Here is a 21,340-nt window from a genome sequence, read left to right on the forward strand (position 1 = left end):
AAACAACTCAGGTGATGTAATTATGACGAGACAATTAATTCTGGTTGAAGGCTTACCCGGTTCAGGGAAGTCTACCATTGCCAAAATGGTATCCTACATCCTGATTCAGCGAGGGCTGCGAGTAAAGCTTTTCCAGGAAGGGGATCTGAATCATCCAGCTGATTATGAAGGTGTAGCCTTTTTCTCTGAAGATGAATTTGGAGATTTATTGGATGCTCATCATTCATGCAGATATATATTGGAGAGCAGAGCCATAGTTTATCGTAATGGTTATCTGATTCCTTATCGCAAAATAAAAGAGGAACTGGGAGAGGCGTTTCCTGACCATACGGTGCAGGAGATTTTCAGCCGGGATATTTATGAATTATCTTTTGAACAAAATAAAGATCTAATCACTTCAAAATGGCGAAGCTTCACCGAAAGCGTGTTAGCGGCTAATGAGGATACCGTCATTATCTTTGAATGTTGTTTTATCCAGAACCCATTAACAATGGGGCTTGTGAAATGCAATCAATCCCGAGAAGATAATGTCAACTATGTGCTGGAGCTGGAACGCAAGGTTCAAGCACTGAACCCGCTATTATTCTATATTGATCAGAAGGATATTGCGTATACCTTTGATAAAGCGGTTAAGGAAAGACCCAAGGAATGGTCTGACGGTTTTATTCGGTATTACACGAACCAGGGGTGGGGAGCTTCAAGAGGATATCATGGGGTTCCAGGCACCGTGAAGGTGCTTCAGGCAAGAAAGGAGCTCGAAACCGAGATTTATCAGATACTGAAGATGGACAAATATTGGCTGGATAATTCGGAATATAACCTGTCTGCTTGTCAGATCGAACTGGAGAACATTCTGAATGAGGCGTTTAAAGGTGTGGAAGGAGAATGACGCAGGAAATGAAAAAGACCTTATTCGAGCTTGTCAACGAAGTTGAGAATGAAGCTCTATATATGGCAAGATCTATGAGTAGAGTGAATAGGGATATATCAATACATAACGGAGGTTTGCTTGTAAAATGACAAATCCCAATCACAATAACATATCATATGAGCGAAATAACAGTAAGTTCAACTTCCGCGTGGCAGGCATTGTGATGGATGCAGGACGAGTTCTGCTGCATAAGGCGGAGCAGGACGATTTCTGGAATCTGCCCGGGGGACGGGTCGAAATGAGTGAGGCGACTGAAGCGGCTATCGTGCGAGAAATGATGGAGGAACTGGGCATCCATGTTGAAGTGCAGAGGCTTGCATTTGTTAATGAAGATTTTTTCGATTACGACGGCCAGAAGTTTCACGAGATTGGATTCTATTATGTCATCGCTTTACCGGAAGCTCATAAGCTGTATAGTGAAATTGAATTCAAAGGGCTGGAGGATAACGGAAAGTTAACGTTCCGTTGGTTTCCCTTGGATGAGCTTGAGCACCTGAAGGTCTACCCGGTATTTTTGAAAAAGGAACTGCATAATCTGCATGATGCGAAGAGCATCCAACATTTCATTCAGAAATAGAGGGATATATGGACATTACATTTATTCGTCATGGTCATGGTGAACATTTGATAGATTACCCGAACCGGTTAAATGAGCTTCACCCGGGTCTCACCGAACTGGGAAAGAGTCAGGTGACAACGCTGCGTAAACAGATGAAGCTTGATCCTCTTGACGTTATCTTGGTGAGTCCAATGAGGCGTACTATTGAAACAGCACTTCTTCTAACCGCAGAAGAACATCTTACGATATGTCCGCTTGTTGGCCCAAGAATGTATCCTCAGAATCCGGAGTTCACTCCCTTCATCTGTGATCAGATCTATTCCAAGGAGGAGCTTGAGACTCAGTTCCCAGGGCTAAGCGTAATGGATTGTGGATTGGAGTGTTGGGAGGAAGGTATTAACCGGATGGATGAACATCAATTTGAAGTACTTGCTAGGGGGCTTCTCCAATGGTGCAGGGAACAGGATGGCAACATTTATATCATTTCACATGATGGTACGATAACCAACTACAGGATTTTGCTTGGAGAAAAAGGATTATCAAGAAGAGATTTTCTTGGCGAGGCGGGAAAGTACACCATTACGAACTTCTAACGGTAAACAAATTCATAAGACAACCAATTTAAGGAGGAATCCCCAAATGAGGTTATCCGATTATGAGTATTTAGTTTTGGCGCTGGAAGAGGGAGATCAGGCGTTTATTGAAGGGACTTATCCGATCGGTGCAGTAATTGTAGATGAGGATGGGGATGTTGTGAGTAAAGGGAGGAACCGAGTTTTCTCGGAATGTGATCCTACCGCACATGCTGAGGTGGACGCCATTCGCCGAGCGGGGAAGCATTTGCTGGATTTAGACCGGAAGAGGTTCACGAAAAACAACCTGACACTGTACACGACTTGTGAACCTTGTCCTATGTGTTCCTGCACCATATTAATGTCGGGAATCAAAAGAATTGTATGGGCAGCGGACGATGTAGAGTATGGCGGTCTTCGGCGTTTCAAGGAGGGTCCCCATTTCATCCATATGTTTGACACCCTTTCCTGTGTTGCAGCCCCATATCTTGACCTGGAAAATAGACAAAGGGCGATGCTCGCCAAATGGAATATTAGTAGAGGGTTACTTAATACAGAGTGGGAGACTGCAAAGCAATGAAATCCATTCCAGTCTCGATTTTGCTTGCTAGTGTCATCTTAGGCATTTCATTTATGATTGGCTGCTTCTTCCTATCGAATCAAGAGAGCGTAAACCAGCCAACTCAAGTAGCACAGGAGGAAGTTGCTAAGGATAAGGTGTTAATGACGATTCAGGAAACAGCGGAGTATCTAAGTATGACTGAAGAACAGGTGATGAGCATTATTCATGCTGAACAAAGAAGTTTTGCGGCATCGGGCTCCTTTAACGGAGCAATGTTCCCCTTTATTAAGGTTCAAGATGAATTCTTTATAAGCAGGAACGAATTGCTGCTGTGGGCCCAGGATGCTTCTGTTTACCATAGAAGGTACATTAACGGGCAGTTACAATAGTTGTGTTGGTATTATAACTGTAGTCATGAGGAGGATAGAGTGATTTGGAATTGATAGGAAGTAAGGTATCCTTACCATCACTTGCAGAACGGGATCTCGACTATATATGTAAAGGAGGAAGCGCATGGCCAAGTTGGTTTTATTAAGTGATCTACCCTTTCAAACAAATGAAGAATTGAATCAAAGGATATTGGAATTGTTTGGTCGCGACAAGCCTTCAATCGGTTATATCCCTTCTTGTTCCGACCCGGAGCGAAAATATTTTGAGCATACCGTACGTTACTATAATCAACTGGGTATCGAGAACATTCATTATTATGATCTGGACCAGGAATATGACCCAAGCACGTTTGAGCAGATTTTGGAAGCTGATGCAATTCATTTATCCGGTGGAAATACATTTTATTTTCTGCATTTATTACAGAGAAGAAACGTACAGGACTTATTGCGTTCCTATGTGCAGAAAGGCGGTATGCTGATCGGAGTCAGTGCAGGCAGCATTCTAACCACACCAACCATTGAAATAGCTGGATATGGCAAGGATGAAGACGAGAATCATGTGGGTGTTCAGGACAAACGTGCGCTTAGACTCGTTGATTTCGAGTTTGCACCTCATTGGGACGGAGAAGAAGACAATCTCGATTCGCTCGGAAGTTATGCAGATACAATCGGTGCGAAAGTCTATGCCTGCCAAGACGGCGACGGGATCGTAATCGATGGAAAAGTCATTGAGCTATATGGGGATGTGCGTCTTATTGATCCTAGGAGAAGGGGGATTTAAATATGGGTGAGGTTAAGGTATACCATTATGATGCATTTTCAGCAGTTCCGGGCAAAGGTAATCCGGCAGGAGTTGTCTTTGATGCTGATGATCTAAGTGAGACGGTCATGCAGCAGGTTGCGCATAAGGTTGGTTTTAATGAAACGGTGTTTGTGCTTAACTCCAGGACAGCCGATGTGAGATTGCGTTATTTTACGCCGGGCCATGAAATTAATCTGTGCGGTCATGCGACGGTGGCATCGCTGTATGGTTTGAAGACACGTGGACTGCTAGGGGACCAGAAGTCAATCACGATCGAGACCAATGTAGGCCTATTACCAATACGGTTTGAGCAGGATGGCGACACAATCAACATGGAGATGAAACAGGATCAACCGCAGTTTGTACCGTTCAGAGGTGATATTGGTAAGTTGGCAAGCAGTATAAATCTAACCTCGGATGATCTGGATCTATCCATGCCTATCGTGTATGGGAGCACAGGAACCTGGACGTTGTTGATCCCCATTCGTCAACTGGACTCTTTTTCTAAAATGAAACCGGAATCTGCTGAGTTTCCTGAGATTTTGCTTGAAAACCCCAAGGCTTCCTTGCATCCTTTTAGCTTCGAAACGCGTGATTCCGAGGCGATGATGCATGCCAGACACTTTTCTTCTCCTTACTCAGGGACTACGGAAGATCCTGTAACAGGAACGGCCTCCGGGGTGATGGGTGCCTACTATTTAACCTATGTGAACCGTGAAGCAGATCAGGTCCAGTTCGTCGTGGAGCAGGGTCATGAGATCGGAAGAGATGGAAAAGTTGAAGTGAGCGTGACCCGGCAAGGACAGGGCATGGATGTGAGAATTAAAGGGACGGCAGTTTTTGTGCGTGAGATGAACATTGAATTGGATATTTAACAGCGTACCTGAAAGGATGTTTTTCCTTGGATGAACGAATTGTTTTGCAAGACGTTACTCATATTTTAAAAGAAGAATTATCGGATTCGCTCGTGGGAATTTATTTACACGGTTCCATGGCCATGGGGTGCTTCCATCCGAGCCAGAGCGATATTGATATCTTGGTGGTCTGCCGTGACAAACGATCTGCTGATCTATATCGAAGAATTGCACAGAAGCTAATACATATTGAAGACGAGATGCACATGACTAAAGGCTTCGAGCTCAGTATTGTACTTGAGTCCACAATCGCGAACCTGGCATATCCAACTCCGTTCGAATTCCATTACTCCGCTTATCACCGGGAAAAGTATCGAACGGAAGAGCACTATCTCTGCGGAGGGTATGATGATCCGGATCTCGTCGCACACATGGCGGTCATCTATGACAGGGGAATTGTCTTGCATGGCACACCTATTAAGGAGCTCTTCCTTCCTGTGAAACGTGAGCATATGCTTGCATCCATTACGTCAGACGTGGCTTCAGCTTCGCAAGAAATCGTGGATAATCCTGTCTATTATGTATTGAACTTGTCGCGTGTTTTGCTATATGTGAGAGATTCAGTGATCTATTCCAAGCGAGAAGCTGGAGAGTGGGCATTGGAGGGGCTTCCTATGAAGTACAAGAACGTTATCTCGCAATGTCTTGCAAACTATAATGGGGAGCTGGAGAACCTGAATCTCAGTGAGTCTCTGCTGCTGGAATATGCGGAGTTTATGTTGAGAGAGATCCACAGCTATAAGAAATAAATGATTCCATAATTCTACGAATTGTAATACTGATTTGGACATTTCTAGTATAAACAGTTTTTTAAAGGAGAGACATCATGACAATCACGACAGAAGATTTGGAATTACTCCAGGAAGCCAAGAACATCATCAAACGTTTATACTGCGAGGGCAAGCATCACATTGGAGCCGCAGTGCGAACGCAATCTGGAAAGATATATACCGCGGTACATTTGGAAGCCTACATTGGTCGTGTCTCGGTGTGTGCGGAAGCCATTGCGATGGGCAAAGCCATTTCGGAAGGGGAACACGAATTTGCGACCATTGTTGCTGTACGGCATCCGGAGATCAATCCGGATGATCTCACGGAAAATGCTGATCCACAATTGGACGTGGTTTCACCATGCGGTATCTGCCGAGAATTGATCGGTGATTATGGGCAGAGCACACAGGTCATTTTGCAGGGAGAAGAAGGATACACCAAAACAACAATCGGGTAGCTTCTGCCACAGAAATATTCAAGGTCATAAGGAAAGAAAGAAGGTGCAAAGATGTTTGAGATTGTGGATATCCGGCAAAAGCCAGACATGCTTCAGGCAGCTGTTCAATACTTTTGGAAGCAGTGGGGTACAGAAACAAGTTATCAAACTCTATTTGTGCACGGATCTGCAAGGTTATTATGAGAAAAATGATTGGACCTACATTGGCAAAGGATATTTGCTGGATGATGAAGAGACAAGAATTTATGAACTGCAAATTTGACGAAATCATAAGGCACTACTTCAAAAACGCGGAGTATACCTTGGAGGCCGTTCCGTTCGGTTTGACTAATACAACCAAAGTTATTGAAATCAATAAACAGAGGTTTATTGTACGGATTTATAATCGCCACATCAAAACGATTGAAGGGTTAGACCTTGAATCTCAAGTAACAGCATTTCTACATAAGGCACAGGCTTCATTCGAAGTTCCGATCTTCCTTCATACTTGTAATGGTAAGGATTATGTGGTCATGAGAGATGGTTCGCTTGCGGCAATGACTACTTTTTTGGAGGGCAAGCTTCCACAGTTGTCTGACATGGACAAAGCCGAGAAGTTCGGCAGGCTGGTTGGGGAATTTTCGTTTCGAATGAGTGAGTTTCCGATGAAGAAGGTTGCGTATACGGGCATATCATTTCATAAAATGTACAACATTCACCCACTCTCTAATCGTGATTCGGTGAAGTCCTTTTTTGCGGATCTGCCTTTTGAATTAACAGCAGAGCGGTGTACATTTTATCAAGCAATGATTACTGAGATCGACAATTCCCATCTTGATCTAGAAGTGCTGCCGCGACAGCTCGTTCATCATGATGTATTGATTTATAATCTACTGGGTGAATCGGGTGAAATTACAGGGGTATTAGATTTTGATTTTATAGGGATGGACGCTGCTTTCATGGAGCTTACGATTAGCCTGAATCATATTATTCAGGAGTCTAGCGGTTCCCTGGATTTGATTGCGGCATTCCTTCGGGGATATGGAAATGTTCGCAAGCACTCTTCTATTGAATTTTGCTATTTACGGCTGCTAACTCAAATCTATTTTGTTGCTGTGTTGCATTTCTATATCGGTCAGCATTATGCGGGAGCAACGATTGAATCTCCTTTTACGTTTATGATCGATCAGTTTGAGAGGAATATAAGCTGGCTGGCAGAGCATGACGTACAGATTCAACAATTGCTTCATAAGTATGTAATGGAGACAAATGCAACTTGAACGTGTCGGGAGGGGCTGTAATGGATCAACATTTACCTCATAAGAAAGTGGATAACGATGCTCTTACCTCTCACCTAGATTGGGAGATTAATCCATTCCATAGAAGGTTGCATTGCCTGTGATCATTCCAAGTGACTTTGTCCGAAATCCAGAAAGACTGATCAAGTAACCGAGCGGAGGGACTTTTATGGAACAAACCATTCGTTTAGCACAAGAAGTCGCAGAGAGAGTCATACGTGAAGCGGGTCAGATCGCCAGAGTTCATTTTGACCAGATCACCTGTGCAGTGGAAAAGGACAAGTTCGGCGACGTTGTAACTGACGTAGATCATGAAACAGAGCGAATTATATGTGATGCAATCAGCCATACTTTTCCCGAGCATGAGATTCATAGTGAAGAACGGGGACATAACGGACAGAAGAGCGAATGGTTATGGATGATCGATCCGTTAGATGGGACTAATAATTTCGCCATTGGATTTCCCGTATTTTCCGTTTCCATTACATTGATGTACCGTTCAGAACCTGTTCTTGGGATTATTTATGAACCGATGGTAGACCGTTTATTTGTGGCGTCACGGGGGAATGGGGCAAGTTGTAACTTGAATCCGCTGACAGTTAAGAAGAAAGAGAATCTTCTAAAGGGAACGATAGGCTGGATACAGGGCCATCAGGTACAGCATGAGGAGAATGCTGTCCGGCTGCGACAACATCTGGATATACGTTTTAAGAGAGTGATGAGATTATGGGCTCCGACCCTGCAGTGGTGTATGCTGGCCAAGGGAGATATCGATGGTATTGTGCTCTACAATTCAGAGGGGAACGATCTGTACTCAGGAATCCTGATGGTAAAAGAAGCAGGTGCCATGGTTATGGATTTTGATGGGAATTTATTCGTAGGTATGAGTTCAGAGCCTTATCTGATTGCCTGTCATCCGGAGTATCGCGACTATTTCTTGAGTGTAGTTCGGGAGGGATTGGGCGAATGATTAGTGAACTTAATCAACTTGATTTTGATAAGGTGAAGCATCTTATGGACTTATAATGAATTAGGACTACATATGATAGCGGTTGAGGTTTACTGGTATGATCTCATAACATAGAGTTGGTATCGCATTTAAAGGGGGAAATATGATGAGTGAATCACTACAGGATCAGATTCAATTTCTTATCGAGATTGATAAACTGAAAACAATTGAACGGAGAACAAGAATTATCCATGGCGATAGACGTGAAAATGATGCGGAGCATTCATGGCATCTGGCCATGATGGCATTGGTTTTACAGAGTCACGCGAACAAGGATGTGGACATCCTGAAAGTCATTAAGATGCTTCTTATTCATGATCTGGTTGAAATCGATGCAGGAGACACCTTTGCTTACGATACAGCTGGGTACACGGATAAATTCGATCGTGAGATCAAGGCGGCTCATCGGTTATTTGGCATGCTGCCCAAGGAACAGGCTGAAGAAATGCATAATCTCTGGCTAGAGTTTGAGTCAAAGGAAACGAATGAGGCACAATTTGCCTCGGCTCTCGATCGATTACAGCCTCTGATTCACAATTATCAGAATGAAGGAGATACGTGGCTAAAATACAACGTTACAAGTGATCAAGTCATCAACAGAAATCGTGAAATGGCAGAGGCTTCGGATACATTGTGGACGTACGTGCAGCAGTTAATTCAAAACTCCATAGAACAGGGAATCCTGACCAAATCATAGCAACACGGATGGATTGGGCATATTCATTGAGGGAGAAGAGGGAGCACTCATGGGCTACATTATGGAACTTCGAAAACTGGTTGGCTCGCGGCCGCTGATTATGGCAGGTTCTTGTGTATTGGTGTTCAACGAAGAGGGCCATCTGTTGCTGCAAAGACGTACAGACAGTCTCGACTGGGGGACGCTCGGTGGTTCGCTTGAACCTGGTGAGTCGCTGGAAGAGGCGGCAGCACGGGAATTGTATGAGGAAGCGGGTTTAAGGGCAGAGACGTACAAGCTCATTACCGTTTTCTCGGGTCAGGATATGTATTATAAGTATCCCCATGGAGACGAAGTATACAATGTGACGGCTGTTTATGAAGCTACAGGAATCAAGGGTAATCCAGTGGTTATGGACGATGAAGGGTTGGAACTTCGATACTTCGATCTGGCCCAACCGGTCCCGGAGATTAATCCCTTTACAGAGTATGTACTAAAAAAGGCAGGCTATATTAAATCCGACTAAAGAAAGGATCGTTCCATTTGACACAAGATTTTTATTGTGAGGAAGTCCTCAGTGGCAAGACGGAAGTGGAAATTGTTATAGAGACGGATAACGTGTTAGCCTATCACCATACCCCGCCGTTCTATGAACATCATATCGTGGTGATTCCCAAGATGCACATTCAATCCTTCATTTCAGAAGAAGAAACGAATAACGAAGAACTGATCCTTGAAATCATGCAGGTTATTAAAAAGATCGCTGCCGATATGGTGGAGCGTACGGGCGCTTCCAAAATTGTTACGAACCTCGGTAGTTACCAGGATTCCAAGCATATGCATTGGCATGTCATCAGTGGTGAACGAGTGACTTAACTCGTAGAAGGATCAGATGTATTATCCATAAGTTTGAGTAACAAACGTAGTAGGGTGGGATCATGCTTTATTTATTTGTAGTTGTTGTGAACCCTAATAAAATAAGTCTACAGCCGGCTGACTAGTCGATTGTTTGTTTTTGCATTAAGCCATTGGGCAGTTATTCAAAGCAGACCTTTCAAATATATAATTTGATCTCCAGATTTAGAAATTCGAGAAAATTGAAAAAACACTTTACAAACAATTCTTCAACATGATATATTATTTTTCCGGCCGCAAGAGGTATGGGAAACCTCGAAAAATATTTCGAGAAAAGACTTTACAAGTCATAATGAAATGTGATATATTCTAATTCCGGCCTTGAAAGAGTCGGAAACGAAGTTTGATCTTTGAAAACTGAACAACGAGTGAGTAATCATCCTGCTTGCAGGATGAACGTGAAGGTTTTTGGTACATGTCATCTGACTGTATGAAAACTGGAACAACAATGAGATTTTTAATCTCGTCAGATTCAAAATGAGCTAATCGCTCTTCTCAATACCTCAGATGATTTTCATAGCGTCTAACCGCGCTGCTGAAATTCATCTTTATTGGAGAGTTTGATCCTGGCTCAGGACGAACGCTGGCGGCATGCCTAATACATGCAAGTCGAGCGGACTTGATGAGAAGCTTGCTTCTCTGATGGTTAGCGGCGGACGGGTGAGTAACACGTAGGCAACCTGCCCTCAAGCTTGGGACAACTACCGGAAACGGTAGCTAATACCGAATATGTGCTTCCTTCGCCTGAAGGGAGCTGGAAAGACGGAGCAATCTGTCACTTGAGGATGGGCCTGCGGCGCATTAGCTAGTTGGTGAGGTAACGGCTCACCAAGGCGACGATGCGTAGCCGACCTGAGAGGGTGATCGGCCACACTGGGACTGAGACACGGCCCAGACTCCTACGGGAGGCAGCAGTAGGGAATCTTCCGCAATGGGCGAAAGCCTGACGGAGCAATGCCGCGTGAGTGATGAAGGTTTTCGGATCGTAAAGCTCTGTTGCCAGGGAAGAACGTCCTTGAGAGTAACTGCTCAAGGAGTGACGGTACCTGAGAAGAAAGCCCCGGCTAACTACGTGCCAGCAGCCGCGGTAATACGTAGGGGGCAAGCGTTGTCCGGAATTATTGGGCGTAAAGCGCGCGCAGGCGGTCATTTAAGTCTGGTGTTTAATCCCGGGGCTCAACCCCGGATCGCACTGGAAACTGGGTGACTTGAGTGCAGAAGAGGAGAGTGGAATTCCACGTGTAGCGGTGAAATGCGTAGAGATGTGGAGGAACACCAGTGGCGAAGGCGACTCTCTGGGCTGTAACTGACGCTGAGGCGCGAAAGCGTGGGGAGCAAACAGGATTAGATACCCTGGTAGTCCACGCCGTAAACGATGAATGCTAGGTGTTAGGGGTTTCGATACCCTTGGTGCCGAAGTTAACACATTAAGCATTCCGCCTGGGGAGTACGGTCGCAAGACTGAAACTCAAAGGAATTGACGGGGACCCGCACAAGCAGTGGAGTATGTGGTTTAATTCGAAGCAACGCGAAGAACCTTACCAGGTCTTGACATCCCTCTGACCGTCCTAGAGATAGGGCTTTCCTTCGGGACAGAGGAGACAGGTGGTGCATGGTTGTCGTCAGCTCGTGTCGTGAGATGTTGGGTTAAGTCCCGCAACGAGCGCAACCCTTGATCTTAGTTGCCAGCATTTCGGATGGGCACTCTAAGGTGACTGCCGGTGACAAACCGGAGGAAGGTGGGGATGACGTCAAATCATCATGCCCCTTATGACCTGGGCTACACACGTACTACAATGGCCGGTACAACGGGCAGTGAAGCCGCGAGGTGGAACGAATCCTAAAAAGCCGGTCTCAGTTCGGATTGCAGGCTGCAACTCGCCTGCATGAAGTCGGAATTGCTAGTAATCGCGGATCAGCATGCCGCGGTGAATACGTTCCCGGGTCTTGTACACACCGCCCGTCACACCACGAGAGTTTATAACACCCGAAGTCGGTGGGGTAACCGCAAGGAGCCAGCCGCCGAAGGTGGGATAGATGATTGGGGTGAAGTCGTAACAAGGTAGCCGTATCGGAAGGTGCGGCTGGATCACCTCCTTTCTATGGAGAATCGTTTCCCGTAGCGGAAACATTCAAATCTAAAATCTAGCCAGGTCGGCTAGTTACTCACTCGTTGCTCAGTTTTGAGAGCTCAAACTCTCAAACAGCTTGCTTTTGCATGGAGCTTGTTCTTTGAAAACTAGATATCGAAACGAAAATTGCGAATTAGAACATTCCTTTTAGCTGAACTTGTGTAAACAAGTTTAAATAAAACGGTAGATTGCTTTTGCTCATTGAGCATTTGGTTAAGCTACTAAGAGCACACGGAGGATGCCTAGGCGCTAGGAGCCGATGAAGGACGTGGCGAACAACGATACTGCCTCGGGGAGCTGTAAGCAAGCTTTGATCCGGGGATGTCCGAATGGGGAAACCCAGCTGGGGTAATATCCAGTTACTCATAACTGAATACATAGGTTATGCAGAGGCATACCAGGGGAACTGAAACATCTAAGTACCTTGAGGAAGAGAAAACAATAGTGATTCCGTCAGTAGCGGCGAGCGAACGCGGAACAGCCCAAACCAGAGAGCTTGCTCTCTGGGGTTGTGGGACGTCTCACATGGAGTTACAAAGGAACCGGTTAAACGAAGAGGTCTGGAAAGGCCCGCCAAAGAAGGTAAAAGCCCTGTAATTGAAAGTCTGTTCCCTCCGAGACGGATCCCGAGTAGTGCGGGGCACGTGAAACCCCGTATGAATCCGGCAGGACCATCTGCCAAGGCTAAATACTTCCTAGCGACCGATAGTGAAGCAGTACCGTGAGGGAAAGGTGAAAAGCACCCCGGAAGGGGAGTGAAATAGAACCTGAAACCGTGTGCTTACAAGAAGTCAGAGCCCATTTTAGGGGTGATGGCGTGCCTTTTGTAGAATGAACCGGCGAGTTACGTTCCCGTGCAAGGTTAAGGTGAAGAGCCGGAGCCGCAGCGAAAGCGAGTCTGAATAGGGCGAGTTAGTACGTGGACGTAGACCCGAAACCGGGTGATCTACCCCTGTCCAGGGTGAAGGTGCGGTAACACGCACTGGAGGCCCGAACCCACGCACGTTGAAAAGTGCGGGGATGAGGTGGGGGTAGCGGAGAAATTCCAATCGAACTCGGAGATAGCTGGTTCTCCCCGAAATAGCTTTAGGGCTAGCCTCGGAAAACAGAGTCGTGGAGGTAGAGCACTGATTGGGTGCGGGGCCCGCAAGGGTTACCAAGCTCAGTCAAACTCCGAATGCCATAGACTTACTTCCGGGAGTCAGACAGTGAGTGCTAAGATCCATTGTCAAAAGGGAAACAGCCCAGACCATCAGCTAAGGTCCCCAAGTGTGTGTTAAGTGGGAAAGGATGTGGAGTTGCACAGACAACCAGGATGTTGGCTTAGAAGCAGCCACCATTGAAAGAGTGCGTAATAGCTCACTGGTCGAGTGACTCTGCGCCGAAAATGTAACGGGGCTAAACACACCACCGAAGCTATGGCTTGGATCGACTTCACTGCTTCTTTGAGGCGGTGTTTACCACAAGGACATTTTTGTCAGACAAGGTTGTATGATCTTGGATGACCAAATGCTTCCCAGGGGATAAACACAGGGCTTCGAAGCTGGAGTGAAGTCGATCCAGGGGTAGGGGAGCGTTGTATAAGGGTTGAAGGTGTACCGTAAGGAGCGCTGGACATTATACAAGTGAGAATGCCGGTATGAGTAACGAAAAGATCAGTGAGAATCTGATCCGCCGAAAGCCTAAGGGTTCCTGAGGAAGGCTCGTCCGCTCAGGGTAAGTCGGGACCTAAGGCGAGGCCGAAAGGCGTAGTCGAAGGACAACAGGTCGAAATTCCTGTACCACCGTAAATCGTTACGAGCGATGGGGGGACGCAGTAGGGTAGTGACGCAGGCTGATGGATGCCTGTCCAAGCAGTAAGGCTGATGTGTAGGCAAATCCGCACATCATTAAGGCTGAGCTGTGATGGGGAGTGAAAATTACAGTAGCGAAGGTCATGATCTCACACTGCCAAGAAAAGCCTCTAGCCAGATGAAGGTGCCCGTACCGCAAACCGACACAGGTAGGCGAGAAGAGAATTCTAAGGCGCGCGGAAGAACTCTCGTTAAGGAACTCGGCAAAATGACCCCGTAACTTCGGGAGAAGGGGTGCCCCGGTAGTGTGAATAGCACGAGGGGGCCGCAGTGAAAAGGCCCAAGCGACTGTTTAGCAAAAACACAGGTCTGTGCGAAGCCGTAAGGCGAAGTATACGGGCTGACGCCTGCCCGGTGCTGGAAGGTTAAGGGGAGCGGTTAGGGAGTAATCCCGAAGCTGTGAACCGAAGCCCCAGTAAACGGCGGCCGTAACTATAACGGTCCTAAGGTAGCGAAATTCCTTGTCAGGTAAATTCTGACCCGCACGAATGGCGTAACGACTTGGGCGCTGTCTCAACGAGAGATCCGGTGAAATTTTAATACCTGTGAAGATGCAGGTTACCCGCGACAAGACGGAAAGACCCCATGGAGCTTTACTGCAGCTTGATATTGAATTTGGGTACGATCTGTACAGGATAGGTGGGAGCCTTTGAAGCATGAGCGCCAGCTTGTGTGGAGGCACCGTTGGGATACCACCCTGATCGTATCTAGGTTCTAACCTGGTGCCCTTAGCGGGTACGGGGACAGTGTCAGGTGGGCAGTTTGACTGGGGCGGTCGCCTCCTAAAGAGTAACGGAGGCGCCCAAAGGTTCCCTCAGAATGGTTGGAAATCATTCGAAGAGTGCAAAGGCATAAGGGAGCTTGACTGCGAGACCTACAAGTCGAGCAGGGACGAAAGTCGGGCTTAGTGATCCGGTGGTACCGCATGGAAGGGCCATCGCTCAACGGATAAAAGCTACCCTGGGGATAACAGGCTTATCTCCCCCAAGAGTCCACATCGACGGGGAGGTTTGGCACCTCGATGTCGGCTCATCGCATCCTGGGGCTGAAGTAGGTCCCAAGGGTTGGGCTGTTCGCCCATTAAAGCGGTACGCGAGCTGGGTTCAGAACGTCGTGAGACAGTTCGGTCCCTATCTGTCGTGGGCGTAGGAAATTTGAGAGGAGCTGTCCTTAGTACGAGAGGACCGGGATGGACGTACCGCTGGTGTACCAGTTGTTCCGCCAGGAGCACCGCTGGGTAGCTATGTACGGACGGGATAAGCGCTGAAAGCATCTAAGCGTGAAGCCCCCCTCAAGATGAGATTTCCCAGTATGTAAGACCCCTTGAAGACGACGAGGTAGATAGGCTGGGGGTGGAAGTGCAGTAATGCATGGAGCTGACCAGTACTAATCGGTCGAGGGCTTATCCAAATTGCAGGTTCTGATCGCAAGTTTCGTTTCGGATCTAGTTTTCAGAGAATAATCTCTGAAATGAAAATCGGTACAACACTCCAATGTGTGTATGATTTTCAGTTCCACAGACGCTGACCCATTCATCCACACCGATGTGTAGGACCGAATGGAACGCGAACGCATTTGGTAGACAAATGCTCGTTTGGTGGCGATGGCGGAGGGGTTCCACACGTACCCATCCCGAACACGACCGTTAAGCCCTCTAGCGCCGATGGTACTTGGACCGAAGGGTCCTGGGAGAGTAGGACGCTGCCAAGCGAGACCCCACTGGGGTATTTTTTTGGCTCATATAATCCAAAAACCCAGTTGGTAGATTTTACAGCATCTTGTTTGTTGAGAGCTATTAAGGCCCGTTGGTCAAGGGGTTAAGACACCTCCCTTTCACGGAGGTAACAGGGGTTCGAATCCCCTACGGGTCATATATGGAGGCTTAGCTCAGCTGGGAGAGCATCTGCCTTACAAGCAGAGGGTCGGGGGTTCGAGCCCCTCAGCCTCCACCATTTTAGGGGCATAGTTTAAAGGTAGAACAACGGTCTCCAAAACCGTTGGTGTGGGTTCAATTCCTGCTGCCCCTGCCATTTTATTATGAGCCATTAGCTCAGTTGGTAGAGCACCTGACTTTTAATCAGGGTGTCGAAGGTTCGAGCCCTTCATGGCTCATTGTTTTTGTACGTATTGGGGGAGTATTCATCCCGCGTGTAACTTCTATAATCATCAAAATGGACCATAGTTATAAGCTATACTGACGATGGTGCCTACTGAATATCAAAACCCTTGAGTATTCCTCAAGGGTTTTTCGTATTATCTCAAACTCTACGGAGTACTCTAACAAATTAACTGTTCCCTTAGAAAATCGCTATTTTAGCGGCTTTTTAGTTTGTCGGTGCAAGGGTCTAGACCTAATTACAGATTATCTAAAATTAAATGATTAGTGTAGTTAACGACAGCATAAAGATTACAGGGATTATTATTCTTTACTATGCATAATTATACTATTAAACTATTGAAGACTTGCATATTAAGTACAATTATTGAAAGGTTGATAAAATGAATCTAATCTGTGAAACTCAAGTCGTTACGGATTATTTGACCGTGACTGGGGAAGTCAATTATGATCACCCGCTGGTTGCTGGACTTGCTTCGGAAATAGCAGCTTCATCAAAAGATCAAGTAGAATATATCAAACAGTCATATATGTATGTCAGAGATCGAATAGCCCATTCCTGGGATATCAAGAGTTTTAGAGTCACATGTTCCGCTTCAGAAACATTGATTCATAAAGAAGGTATTTGCTATGCCAAAGCAAACCTTCTATGTGCAATATTACGTAGAGAGGGAATACCATCTGGCTTCTGTTATCAACGACTTACGATTGGGGATACTCCAGATACGGGCTATTGTATCCATGCACTAAATGCTGTTTATATTCAACATTTAAATTCATGGATCCGTTTAGATGCACGAGGGAACAAGCCTGGAATCCAAGCAGAGTTTTCATTAGAAGAAGAAAAACTTGCTTTTACAATCCGAAAAGACTACGACGAAGCTGATTATATGACCATATTTAAGTCCCCAAATGTTAAGACTATCGAGGCATTGAAAAATAATACTGACTGCATAAATATGTATTTGTATGGGTTGCCTGCACAACTGTGATTATTGAACTAAGGGGAAACTTAATGTTAGTTTGCTATACATGGGACGGTTGCAGGCGGGCTTGTACTGAGCTTTTTTTCATGGGAGCTGTGGGCAATATCGTACTGTTTAGAACAATGCAACATGGTGATGTATTGAATCCTAAGTCCAATACTTGGAATACTTTGGGTGAAGAACAGATCTTAAATATTAAATAAGTGCTATAAATCTCCCTTCTACTATTATTTAAATGGGAGATTTTATGTTTTATCAGAACCCGTAACTGATAGTGTTACTCATTGGTCTACTCGAAAGTAATTTCAGGAAAAATATGCTAGAATAGGAATGATAACTAAAAAATAACGTACCTGTAGCTTAGACATTTCTGCTTTGATCATGTTGATTAGGAGGGAAAAGTATTGTTTTCAATAGTGTCATCCTTTGCAATTATATTTAACTTGGTATTATACGGGTTGGGCGTATACGCTCTTATCCTGTTTATAAAACTTGCTCAACGTGGAATCCAAACACTGGATATCTATCTAAGTGAAAAACGTGGGGAACGCTTCTGAGTCTCTCATGAATCAATCAACCACAAGATTATCATTTTTCTCTCAGTGTTTTATTTCTACTGGTTTAGTATGATTAACACATCAATTAAGTAAAGAGAGGGCAAATGACATGGTGGATACTTTTTTAGAACAAATTAACGACTTGAACGAGCTTCAAAAAGATTTGGTCAGCATACATCCTTTATTTGCAGAGCATTATCCTGTGGTTGTTGCATTTGATGCCCTATTATATATGTATGATTACTCGGCAGAGAAAGAGCAATATGAATGGGTGAAAACGGTTCCGGATGATCTTAACATCCCTGACGAGTGTCTGGCAGCCATGCCAGTGCACCATATGGACGAACGAATGTGTGCAATTGTGACAGACTCAGCCTTCCAAAATTTTGAGCAGAAAGTGTTTCTGTTTCACGAGTATGTTCATTGTTATGTCCATGAGAAATATGAGGAGATCGGAAATCGTCTTCCAATTAAACATAGGATGGAGAAAATTAAACGTGTGACATGGGAGTTGGATTACGAATTCCCTTATGAGGATGAGAATGTGGTCCAGCGGATCAATTCACTGTTGGTTGCCTTAAAGAGCGGGGATGTAGTCCAGGTACAATCAGCAAGAAAGGCGTTATTCAGCTCTTTAACAGAGGAACAAGGGGAGTACTGGAACTGGTTGGAGTGGAACGAAGGCTATGCGCGATATATTGAGAATCGGATACGAGAAAAATTCGGGCTGGAATTGAATCATTGGGGGGACGCAGCCCCTTATAATCGTCTGGTTTTCTATGAGTGCGGATCGGAGTACATCAGTCTGTTGGTTCGTGAACAGCCGGCTCTTCATACAGATTTGGAACAGTTGTTTAATACAATTCTGTTAGAACGAGTTCAGGGATGAATTTGCTTTTCCTCGGCTAAATGCTGTTAAGTAATGTTTCTTATCGGTTCTATGAGCAGCAGACTCTTGTGTAAAGGAGAATATTCCATGCCACTGCCGATGGTTCACTTACATGTTGCTGTGCTATTTGCTGATGCTAATCCAGAACGTGTTGAACGAGGTTCGTTCTATCTTGGGAATATTGCACCGGATTCCATTCATATGCGTGAAGGTACAACAAGGGAGGACAAGGAATACACTCACTTCAACCCTAAGGGTGATGAGAAATATATCGCACGTTTACAAGAGCTATACTCCGTCTATATTCAACAACGTTCAGATGAGGGCTGGAAGTGGTTTATACGCGGTTATTTCATGCATGTCATGACGGATTATTACTGGTTCCGGAGTGTGTATCCTGAATTCGTGGAACGAGTCACCAGCACAGATGAAACCAACGATGTGAAGCGAACCAAGGATGAACTTGGCCGTTTGTACTACAAGGAGACGGATCAGATTGATTTTAACCTCTACCATTATGCCAGTTGGAGTGGGGACGTGTGGCATATGCTCAAGAGCACGCAGAGTTATGATGTCGAGGGTCGTTTAACCGCAGAAGAGATTCTGCGCTGGAGGGATCGTACAATTTCATTTTTTAACGAGCAGGCCAATGAGCCCGGAATTATGCCCACATATTTGACTGATGATTTGGTACAGGCGTTTGTGACAGATACGGTGCAGCGGTTGAGCTTGTTATTCCAATCTTGGGACCCTGAACTGCGGCATCTGAATGTGAACATGGGAAGCTAGGGAGGGGATTGTCTAATGAAAAAACGAGCAATCCTCTTATGCTTGTTCGCTGTTTTCCTTGCGAGCTGTACACATGCCGATACTTCGGGTTCAGATGAAAATCTTCCTTCGCTCATCAGTTTGACCTGTAACCCCGATTACACATTTGAACCTTGCCAAGATATTCAGTTCGATAAGGCAACCGAAGTTCGGATGATCATGAATGCGATAGAAAATGCAGAACTTTTACCTGGAAATCTTAATTATGCAGCGCAATACAAGATGAGTATAACAAATATGGATCGGTCCGTGACCAAATATGATTTTTCTATAGGAACTGATCCTGAAATGAAGGCCCTGTTGGTAGACGGAATAGACACCACCACGGGATATAGCATATCGCTAGAGGATGCAAATCAACTAAGATCATTAATGCAGAAGCATACCGATTAATCAGACATCATGAAATGGAGAGACCGTTATATATGGATCAACCGACTATTATTCAACCCTTAAATTTAACTGATGTGAAGGGTGCCTACCTGGTTTTTGAACGTTCCATCACGCAGGCGTTTACTCAAGAGGGACTGGGTTCGCTTCAAGATGATATTAAAGATGAAATTGAACACAAAAAGTCCCTGCTTCAATCAACATTGCTTCCGGACAAGTCTAGTGAGTCTACTGATACCGAGTCTTTTTTTCTGCTGGCTAAACGCGGAAATAGAGTAGTTGGAACGATTTCGTATGCACCCTGCGGTGAGGAGATCCGAATTCTCAGTGAGAATCGACTTAATGATGTCGGTGAATTGGGTAGCTTATACATACTGCCGGAAGTTCAAGGTCAGGGACTGGGCTCAATGCTCATTCGGGCGCTCGCAACTGAACTTCAGAAGCGAGGGATTAAGCAATTTTGCCTGGATAGCGGCTACCGGACCGCGCAGAAGAAGTGGAAGCGAAAGTTTGGAGAACCCTATACCGTGGCACGCTATTACTGGGGCGAGGGAACGGACCATATGGTGTGGTTATGCAATGTAAAGGATTTTGCAGCAAATTAGAAGCGCACAAGAGATGACTACCTGGACTCACAGGGGTCATCTCTTTTACGAAGTGGGACATTTCATATTGAGGGGTTATTTTGCTAAGGTATTGTCTATCTCAGTGATTCAATCCAAATTACGCAGAAGAGGGGGAAGAACGTTTGATTCGAATTGTATTCTTCGATGTAGACGGTACATTATTGAGCGAAACAGACCGTGGTTTATCATCAGCTACGGCGGATTCCATTCGCGAATTAATACATAAAGGCATACGGGTGGTGCTTGTTACAGGCAGGCCCTACAGTTTGTGTGAGGAATTCATTGATTTGGGGATCGATACCATTATTTCAGCCAACGGGGCATTGATTAAAATCGGGGAAGAGATTATACATAAGTCCGTGCTCTCTGGACAGACGGTCCGGGAATTAAGTGAATTTGCCGAGCTGAACAATCACTGCATTTCCTATTTTACAGAGTCGTTTGCGATGAATGGTGTACGTGCCACGGATGTTCGTGTCTTAGGTGCCTTGCAGGAAACACTTGGCGTAACGCATTCTCCGCAGAAAATGGATTCTTTGGAGCAGGAAGTGGTTTGCATTTGTTTATATGCGGATGAGACAGAGGCAGAGAAATTTCAAGCCAGATTTTCTTCATTGCGCTTTGTGAGATTTCATCCGTATGTGTCCAATGTGCTGGAAAAAAACGAAGTATCCAAATCTGCAGCTGCAGCAAGAGTCCTTGACTATCTCCATCTGACCAGAGAGGAAGCCATGGCCTTCGGTGATGGGGAGAATGATATTGATCTGCTAGAGTTTGTAAGCCTCGGGATCGCAATGGGAAACGGGGGAGAACGTCTTAAACAAAGCGCAGATTACGTTACTCTAAAAGCGAGTGAGGACGGGGTCACCCATGCATTGAAGAAATTTAAGTTGTTATGAGCAAGAAGGATTTAATGTAAAATATATCCTTAATATGGATTTTAATATAAAATGGTAGATAAAGAGGTGAGGGTGATCGAAGAATTGATTCTTTTGGTGTGTATCTTGATGATGACAGTCACATTACTTAGCATCGAAGTGAAAACCAAAAAAATAATGCAGGAGCAAGCCCGAATAAATCAGAAGCTGGAGCAATTTCTGGAGAAAGACTCCTAACGAGGAACAGATCC

At 45.3% G+C, this 21,340-nt stretch carries 22 protein-coding genes, 4 tRNA genes and 3 rRNA genes; all 29 read left to right on the plus strand.

Annotated features, from left to right (window positions below):
• Positions 1 to 22 precede the first annotated feature (22 nt).
• Positions 23 to 889, plus strand: coding sequence for an adenylyl-sulfate kinase (locus AC3RCI_RS08055; RefSeq protein ID WP_492528502.1), 867 nt, complete (start codon positions 23 to 25; stop codon positions 887 to 889).
• 127 nt (positions 890 to 1,016) lie between these two features.
• A complete protein-coding gene (locus AC3RCI_RS08060; RefSeq protein WP_492528504.1) occupies positions 1,017 to 1,508 on the plus strand; it encodes an NUDIX hydrolase in 492 nt (163 codons plus the stop codon).
• Positions 1,509 to 1,516: 8 nt separating this feature from the next.
• Positions 1,517 to 2,083, plus strand: coding sequence for a histidine phosphatase family protein (locus tag AC3RCI_RS08065; RefSeq protein WP_492473885.1), 567 nt, complete (start codon positions 1,517 to 1,519; stop codon positions 2,081 to 2,083).
• 46 nt (positions 2,084 to 2,129) lie between these two features.
• Positions 2,130 to 2,642, plus strand: coding sequence for a nucleoside deaminase (locus AC3RCI_RS08070; RefSeq protein ID WP_492528506.1), 513 nt, complete (start codon positions 2,130 to 2,132; stop codon positions 2,640 to 2,642).
• Positions 2,639 to 3,013 carry a hypothetical protein gene (locus AC3RCI_RS08075; protein ID WP_492528508.1) on the plus strand — a complete coding sequence of 125 codons (375 nt, stop codon included), beginning with the start codon at positions 2,639 to 2,641 and terminating at the stop codon, positions 3,011 to 3,013. Before AC3RCI_RS08070 ends, AC3RCI_RS08075 begins: the two co-directional genes overlap by 4 nt.
• Before the next feature lie 124 nt (positions 3,014 to 3,137).
• On the plus strand, positions 3,138 to 3,794 hold the full coding sequence (locus AC3RCI_RS08080; protein ID WP_492528510.1) for a Type 1 glutamine amidotransferase-like domain-containing protein: 657 nt from the start codon (positions 3,138 to 3,140) through the stop codon (positions 3,792 to 3,794).
• A 2-nt stretch (positions 3,795 to 3,796) separates the two neighbouring features.
• Complete coding sequence (locus tag AC3RCI_RS08085) at positions 3,797 to 4,690, plus strand: PhzF family phenazine biosynthesis isomerase (protein ID WP_492528512.1); 894 nt, start codon at positions 3,797 to 3,799, stop codon at positions 4,688 to 4,690.
• A gap of 26 nt (positions 4,691 to 4,716) precedes the next feature.
• Complete coding sequence (locus AC3RCI_RS08090) at positions 4,717 to 5,478, plus strand: aminoglycoside adenylyltransferase domain-containing protein (protein ID WP_492528514.1); 762 nt, start codon at positions 4,717 to 4,719, stop codon at positions 5,476 to 5,478.
• Positions 5,479 to 5,555: 77 nt separating this feature from the next.
• On the plus strand, positions 5,556 to 5,957 hold the full coding sequence (locus tag AC3RCI_RS08095) for a cytidine deaminase (protein ID WP_492528516.1): 402 nt from the start codon (positions 5,556 to 5,558) through the stop codon (positions 5,955 to 5,957).
• A gap of 55 nt (positions 5,958 to 6,012) precedes the next feature.
• Positions 6,013 to 6,219: a hypothetical protein gene (locus tag AC3RCI_RS08100; RefSeq protein ID WP_492473879.1), complete on the plus strand. Its 207-nt coding sequence runs from the start codon at positions 6,013 to 6,015 to the stop codon at positions 6,217 to 6,219.
• Positions 6,203 to 7,216, plus strand: coding sequence for a phosphotransferase enzyme family protein (locus tag AC3RCI_RS08105; RefSeq protein ID WP_492528518.1), 1,014 nt, complete (start codon positions 6,203 to 6,205; stop codon positions 7,214 to 7,216). The genes AC3RCI_RS08100 and AC3RCI_RS08105 overlap by 17 nt, the downstream gene beginning before the upstream one ends.
• A gap of 187 nt (positions 7,217 to 7,403) precedes the next feature.
• Positions 7,404 to 8,204 carry an inositol monophosphatase family protein gene (locus AC3RCI_RS08110; RefSeq protein ID WP_492528520.1) on the plus strand — a complete coding sequence of 267 codons (801 nt, stop codon included), beginning with the start codon at positions 7,404 to 7,406 and terminating at the stop codon, positions 8,202 to 8,204.
• Between the two features lie 145 nt (positions 8,205 to 8,349).
• Positions 8,350 to 8,940 carry an HD domain-containing protein gene (locus AC3RCI_RS08115; RefSeq protein WP_492528522.1) on the plus strand — a complete coding sequence of 197 codons (591 nt, stop codon included), beginning with the start codon at positions 8,350 to 8,352 and terminating at the stop codon, positions 8,938 to 8,940.
• A gap of 49 nt (positions 8,941 to 8,989) precedes the next feature.
• A complete protein-coding gene (locus AC3RCI_RS08120; RefSeq protein WP_492528524.1) occupies positions 8,990 to 9,445 on the plus strand; it encodes an NUDIX hydrolase in 456 nt (151 codons plus the stop codon).
• Positions 9,446 to 9,462: 17 nt separating this feature from the next.
• Positions 9,463 to 9,795 carry an HIT family protein gene (locus AC3RCI_RS08125; RefSeq protein ID WP_492528526.1) on the plus strand — a complete coding sequence of 111 codons (333 nt, stop codon included), beginning with the start codon at positions 9,463 to 9,465 and terminating at the stop codon, positions 9,793 to 9,795.
• A gap of 587 nt (positions 9,796 to 10,382) precedes the next feature.
• Positions 10,383 to 11,934 (plus strand): 16S ribosomal RNA (locus AC3RCI_RS08130).
• A 243-nt stretch (positions 11,935 to 12,177) separates the two neighbouring features.
• Positions 12,178 to 15,229, plus strand: a 23S ribosomal RNA gene (locus AC3RCI_RS08135).
• Positions 15,230 to 15,412: 183 nt separating this feature from the next.
• Positions 15,413 to 15,529, plus strand: a 5S ribosomal RNA gene (gene rrf, locus AC3RCI_RS08140).
• Together the 16S, 23S and 5S rRNA genes with 4 tRNA genes alongside form the textbook arrangement of a ribosomal RNA operon.
• A gap of 89 nt (positions 15,530 to 15,618) precedes the next feature.
• Positions 15,619 to 15,690 (plus strand) — tRNA-Glu (locus tag AC3RCI_RS08145).
• Between the two features lie 5 nt (positions 15,691 to 15,695).
• A tRNA-Val gene (locus tag AC3RCI_RS08150) sits at positions 15,696 to 15,771 on the plus strand.
• 4 nt (positions 15,772 to 15,775) lie between these two features.
• Positions 15,776 to 15,849 (plus strand) — tRNA-Trp (locus AC3RCI_RS08155).
• Between the two features lie 9 nt (positions 15,850 to 15,858).
• A tRNA-Lys gene (locus tag AC3RCI_RS08160) sits at positions 15,859 to 15,931 on the plus strand.
• 387 nt (positions 15,932 to 16,318) lie between these two features.
• A complete protein-coding gene (locus AC3RCI_RS08165) occupies positions 16,319 to 16,927 on the plus strand; it encodes a transglutaminase-like domain-containing protein (RefSeq protein WP_492528528.1) in 609 nt (202 codons plus the stop codon).
• Between the two features lie 660 nt (positions 16,928 to 17,587).
• Positions 17,588 to 18,367, plus strand: coding sequence for a hypothetical protein (locus AC3RCI_RS08170; protein WP_492528530.1), 780 nt, complete (start codon positions 17,588 to 17,590; stop codon positions 18,365 to 18,367).
• Between the two features lie 87 nt (positions 18,368 to 18,454).
• Positions 18,455 to 19,156: a hypothetical protein gene (locus tag AC3RCI_RS08175; protein ID WP_492528532.1), complete on the plus strand. Its 702-nt coding sequence runs from the start codon at positions 18,455 to 18,457 to the stop codon at positions 19,154 to 19,156.
• 15 nt (positions 19,157 to 19,171) lie between these two features.
• Positions 19,172 to 19,588: a YhfM domain-containing protein gene (locus AC3RCI_RS08180; protein ID WP_492528534.1), complete on the plus strand. Its 417-nt coding sequence runs from the start codon at positions 19,172 to 19,174 to the stop codon at positions 19,586 to 19,588.
• A 32-nt stretch (positions 19,589 to 19,620) separates the two neighbouring features.
• Positions 19,621 to 20,190 carry a GNAT family N-acetyltransferase gene (locus tag AC3RCI_RS08185; protein ID WP_492528536.1) on the plus strand — a complete coding sequence of 190 codons (570 nt, stop codon included), beginning with the start codon at positions 19,621 to 19,623 and terminating at the stop codon, positions 20,188 to 20,190.
• A gap of 143 nt (positions 20,191 to 20,333) precedes the next feature.
• Complete coding sequence (locus tag AC3RCI_RS08190; protein WP_492528538.1) at positions 20,334 to 21,110, plus strand: Cof-type HAD-IIB family hydrolase; 777 nt, start codon at positions 20,334 to 20,336, stop codon at positions 21,108 to 21,110.
• A gap of 72 nt (positions 21,111 to 21,182) precedes the next feature.
• A complete protein-coding gene (locus tag AC3RCI_RS08195; RefSeq protein ID WP_492528540.1) occupies positions 21,183 to 21,326 on the plus strand; it encodes a hypothetical protein in 144 nt (47 codons plus the stop codon).
• Positions 21,327 to 21,340 lie beyond the last annotated feature (14 nt).

The organism is Paenibacillus sp. MT124, from assembly GCF_058792755.1.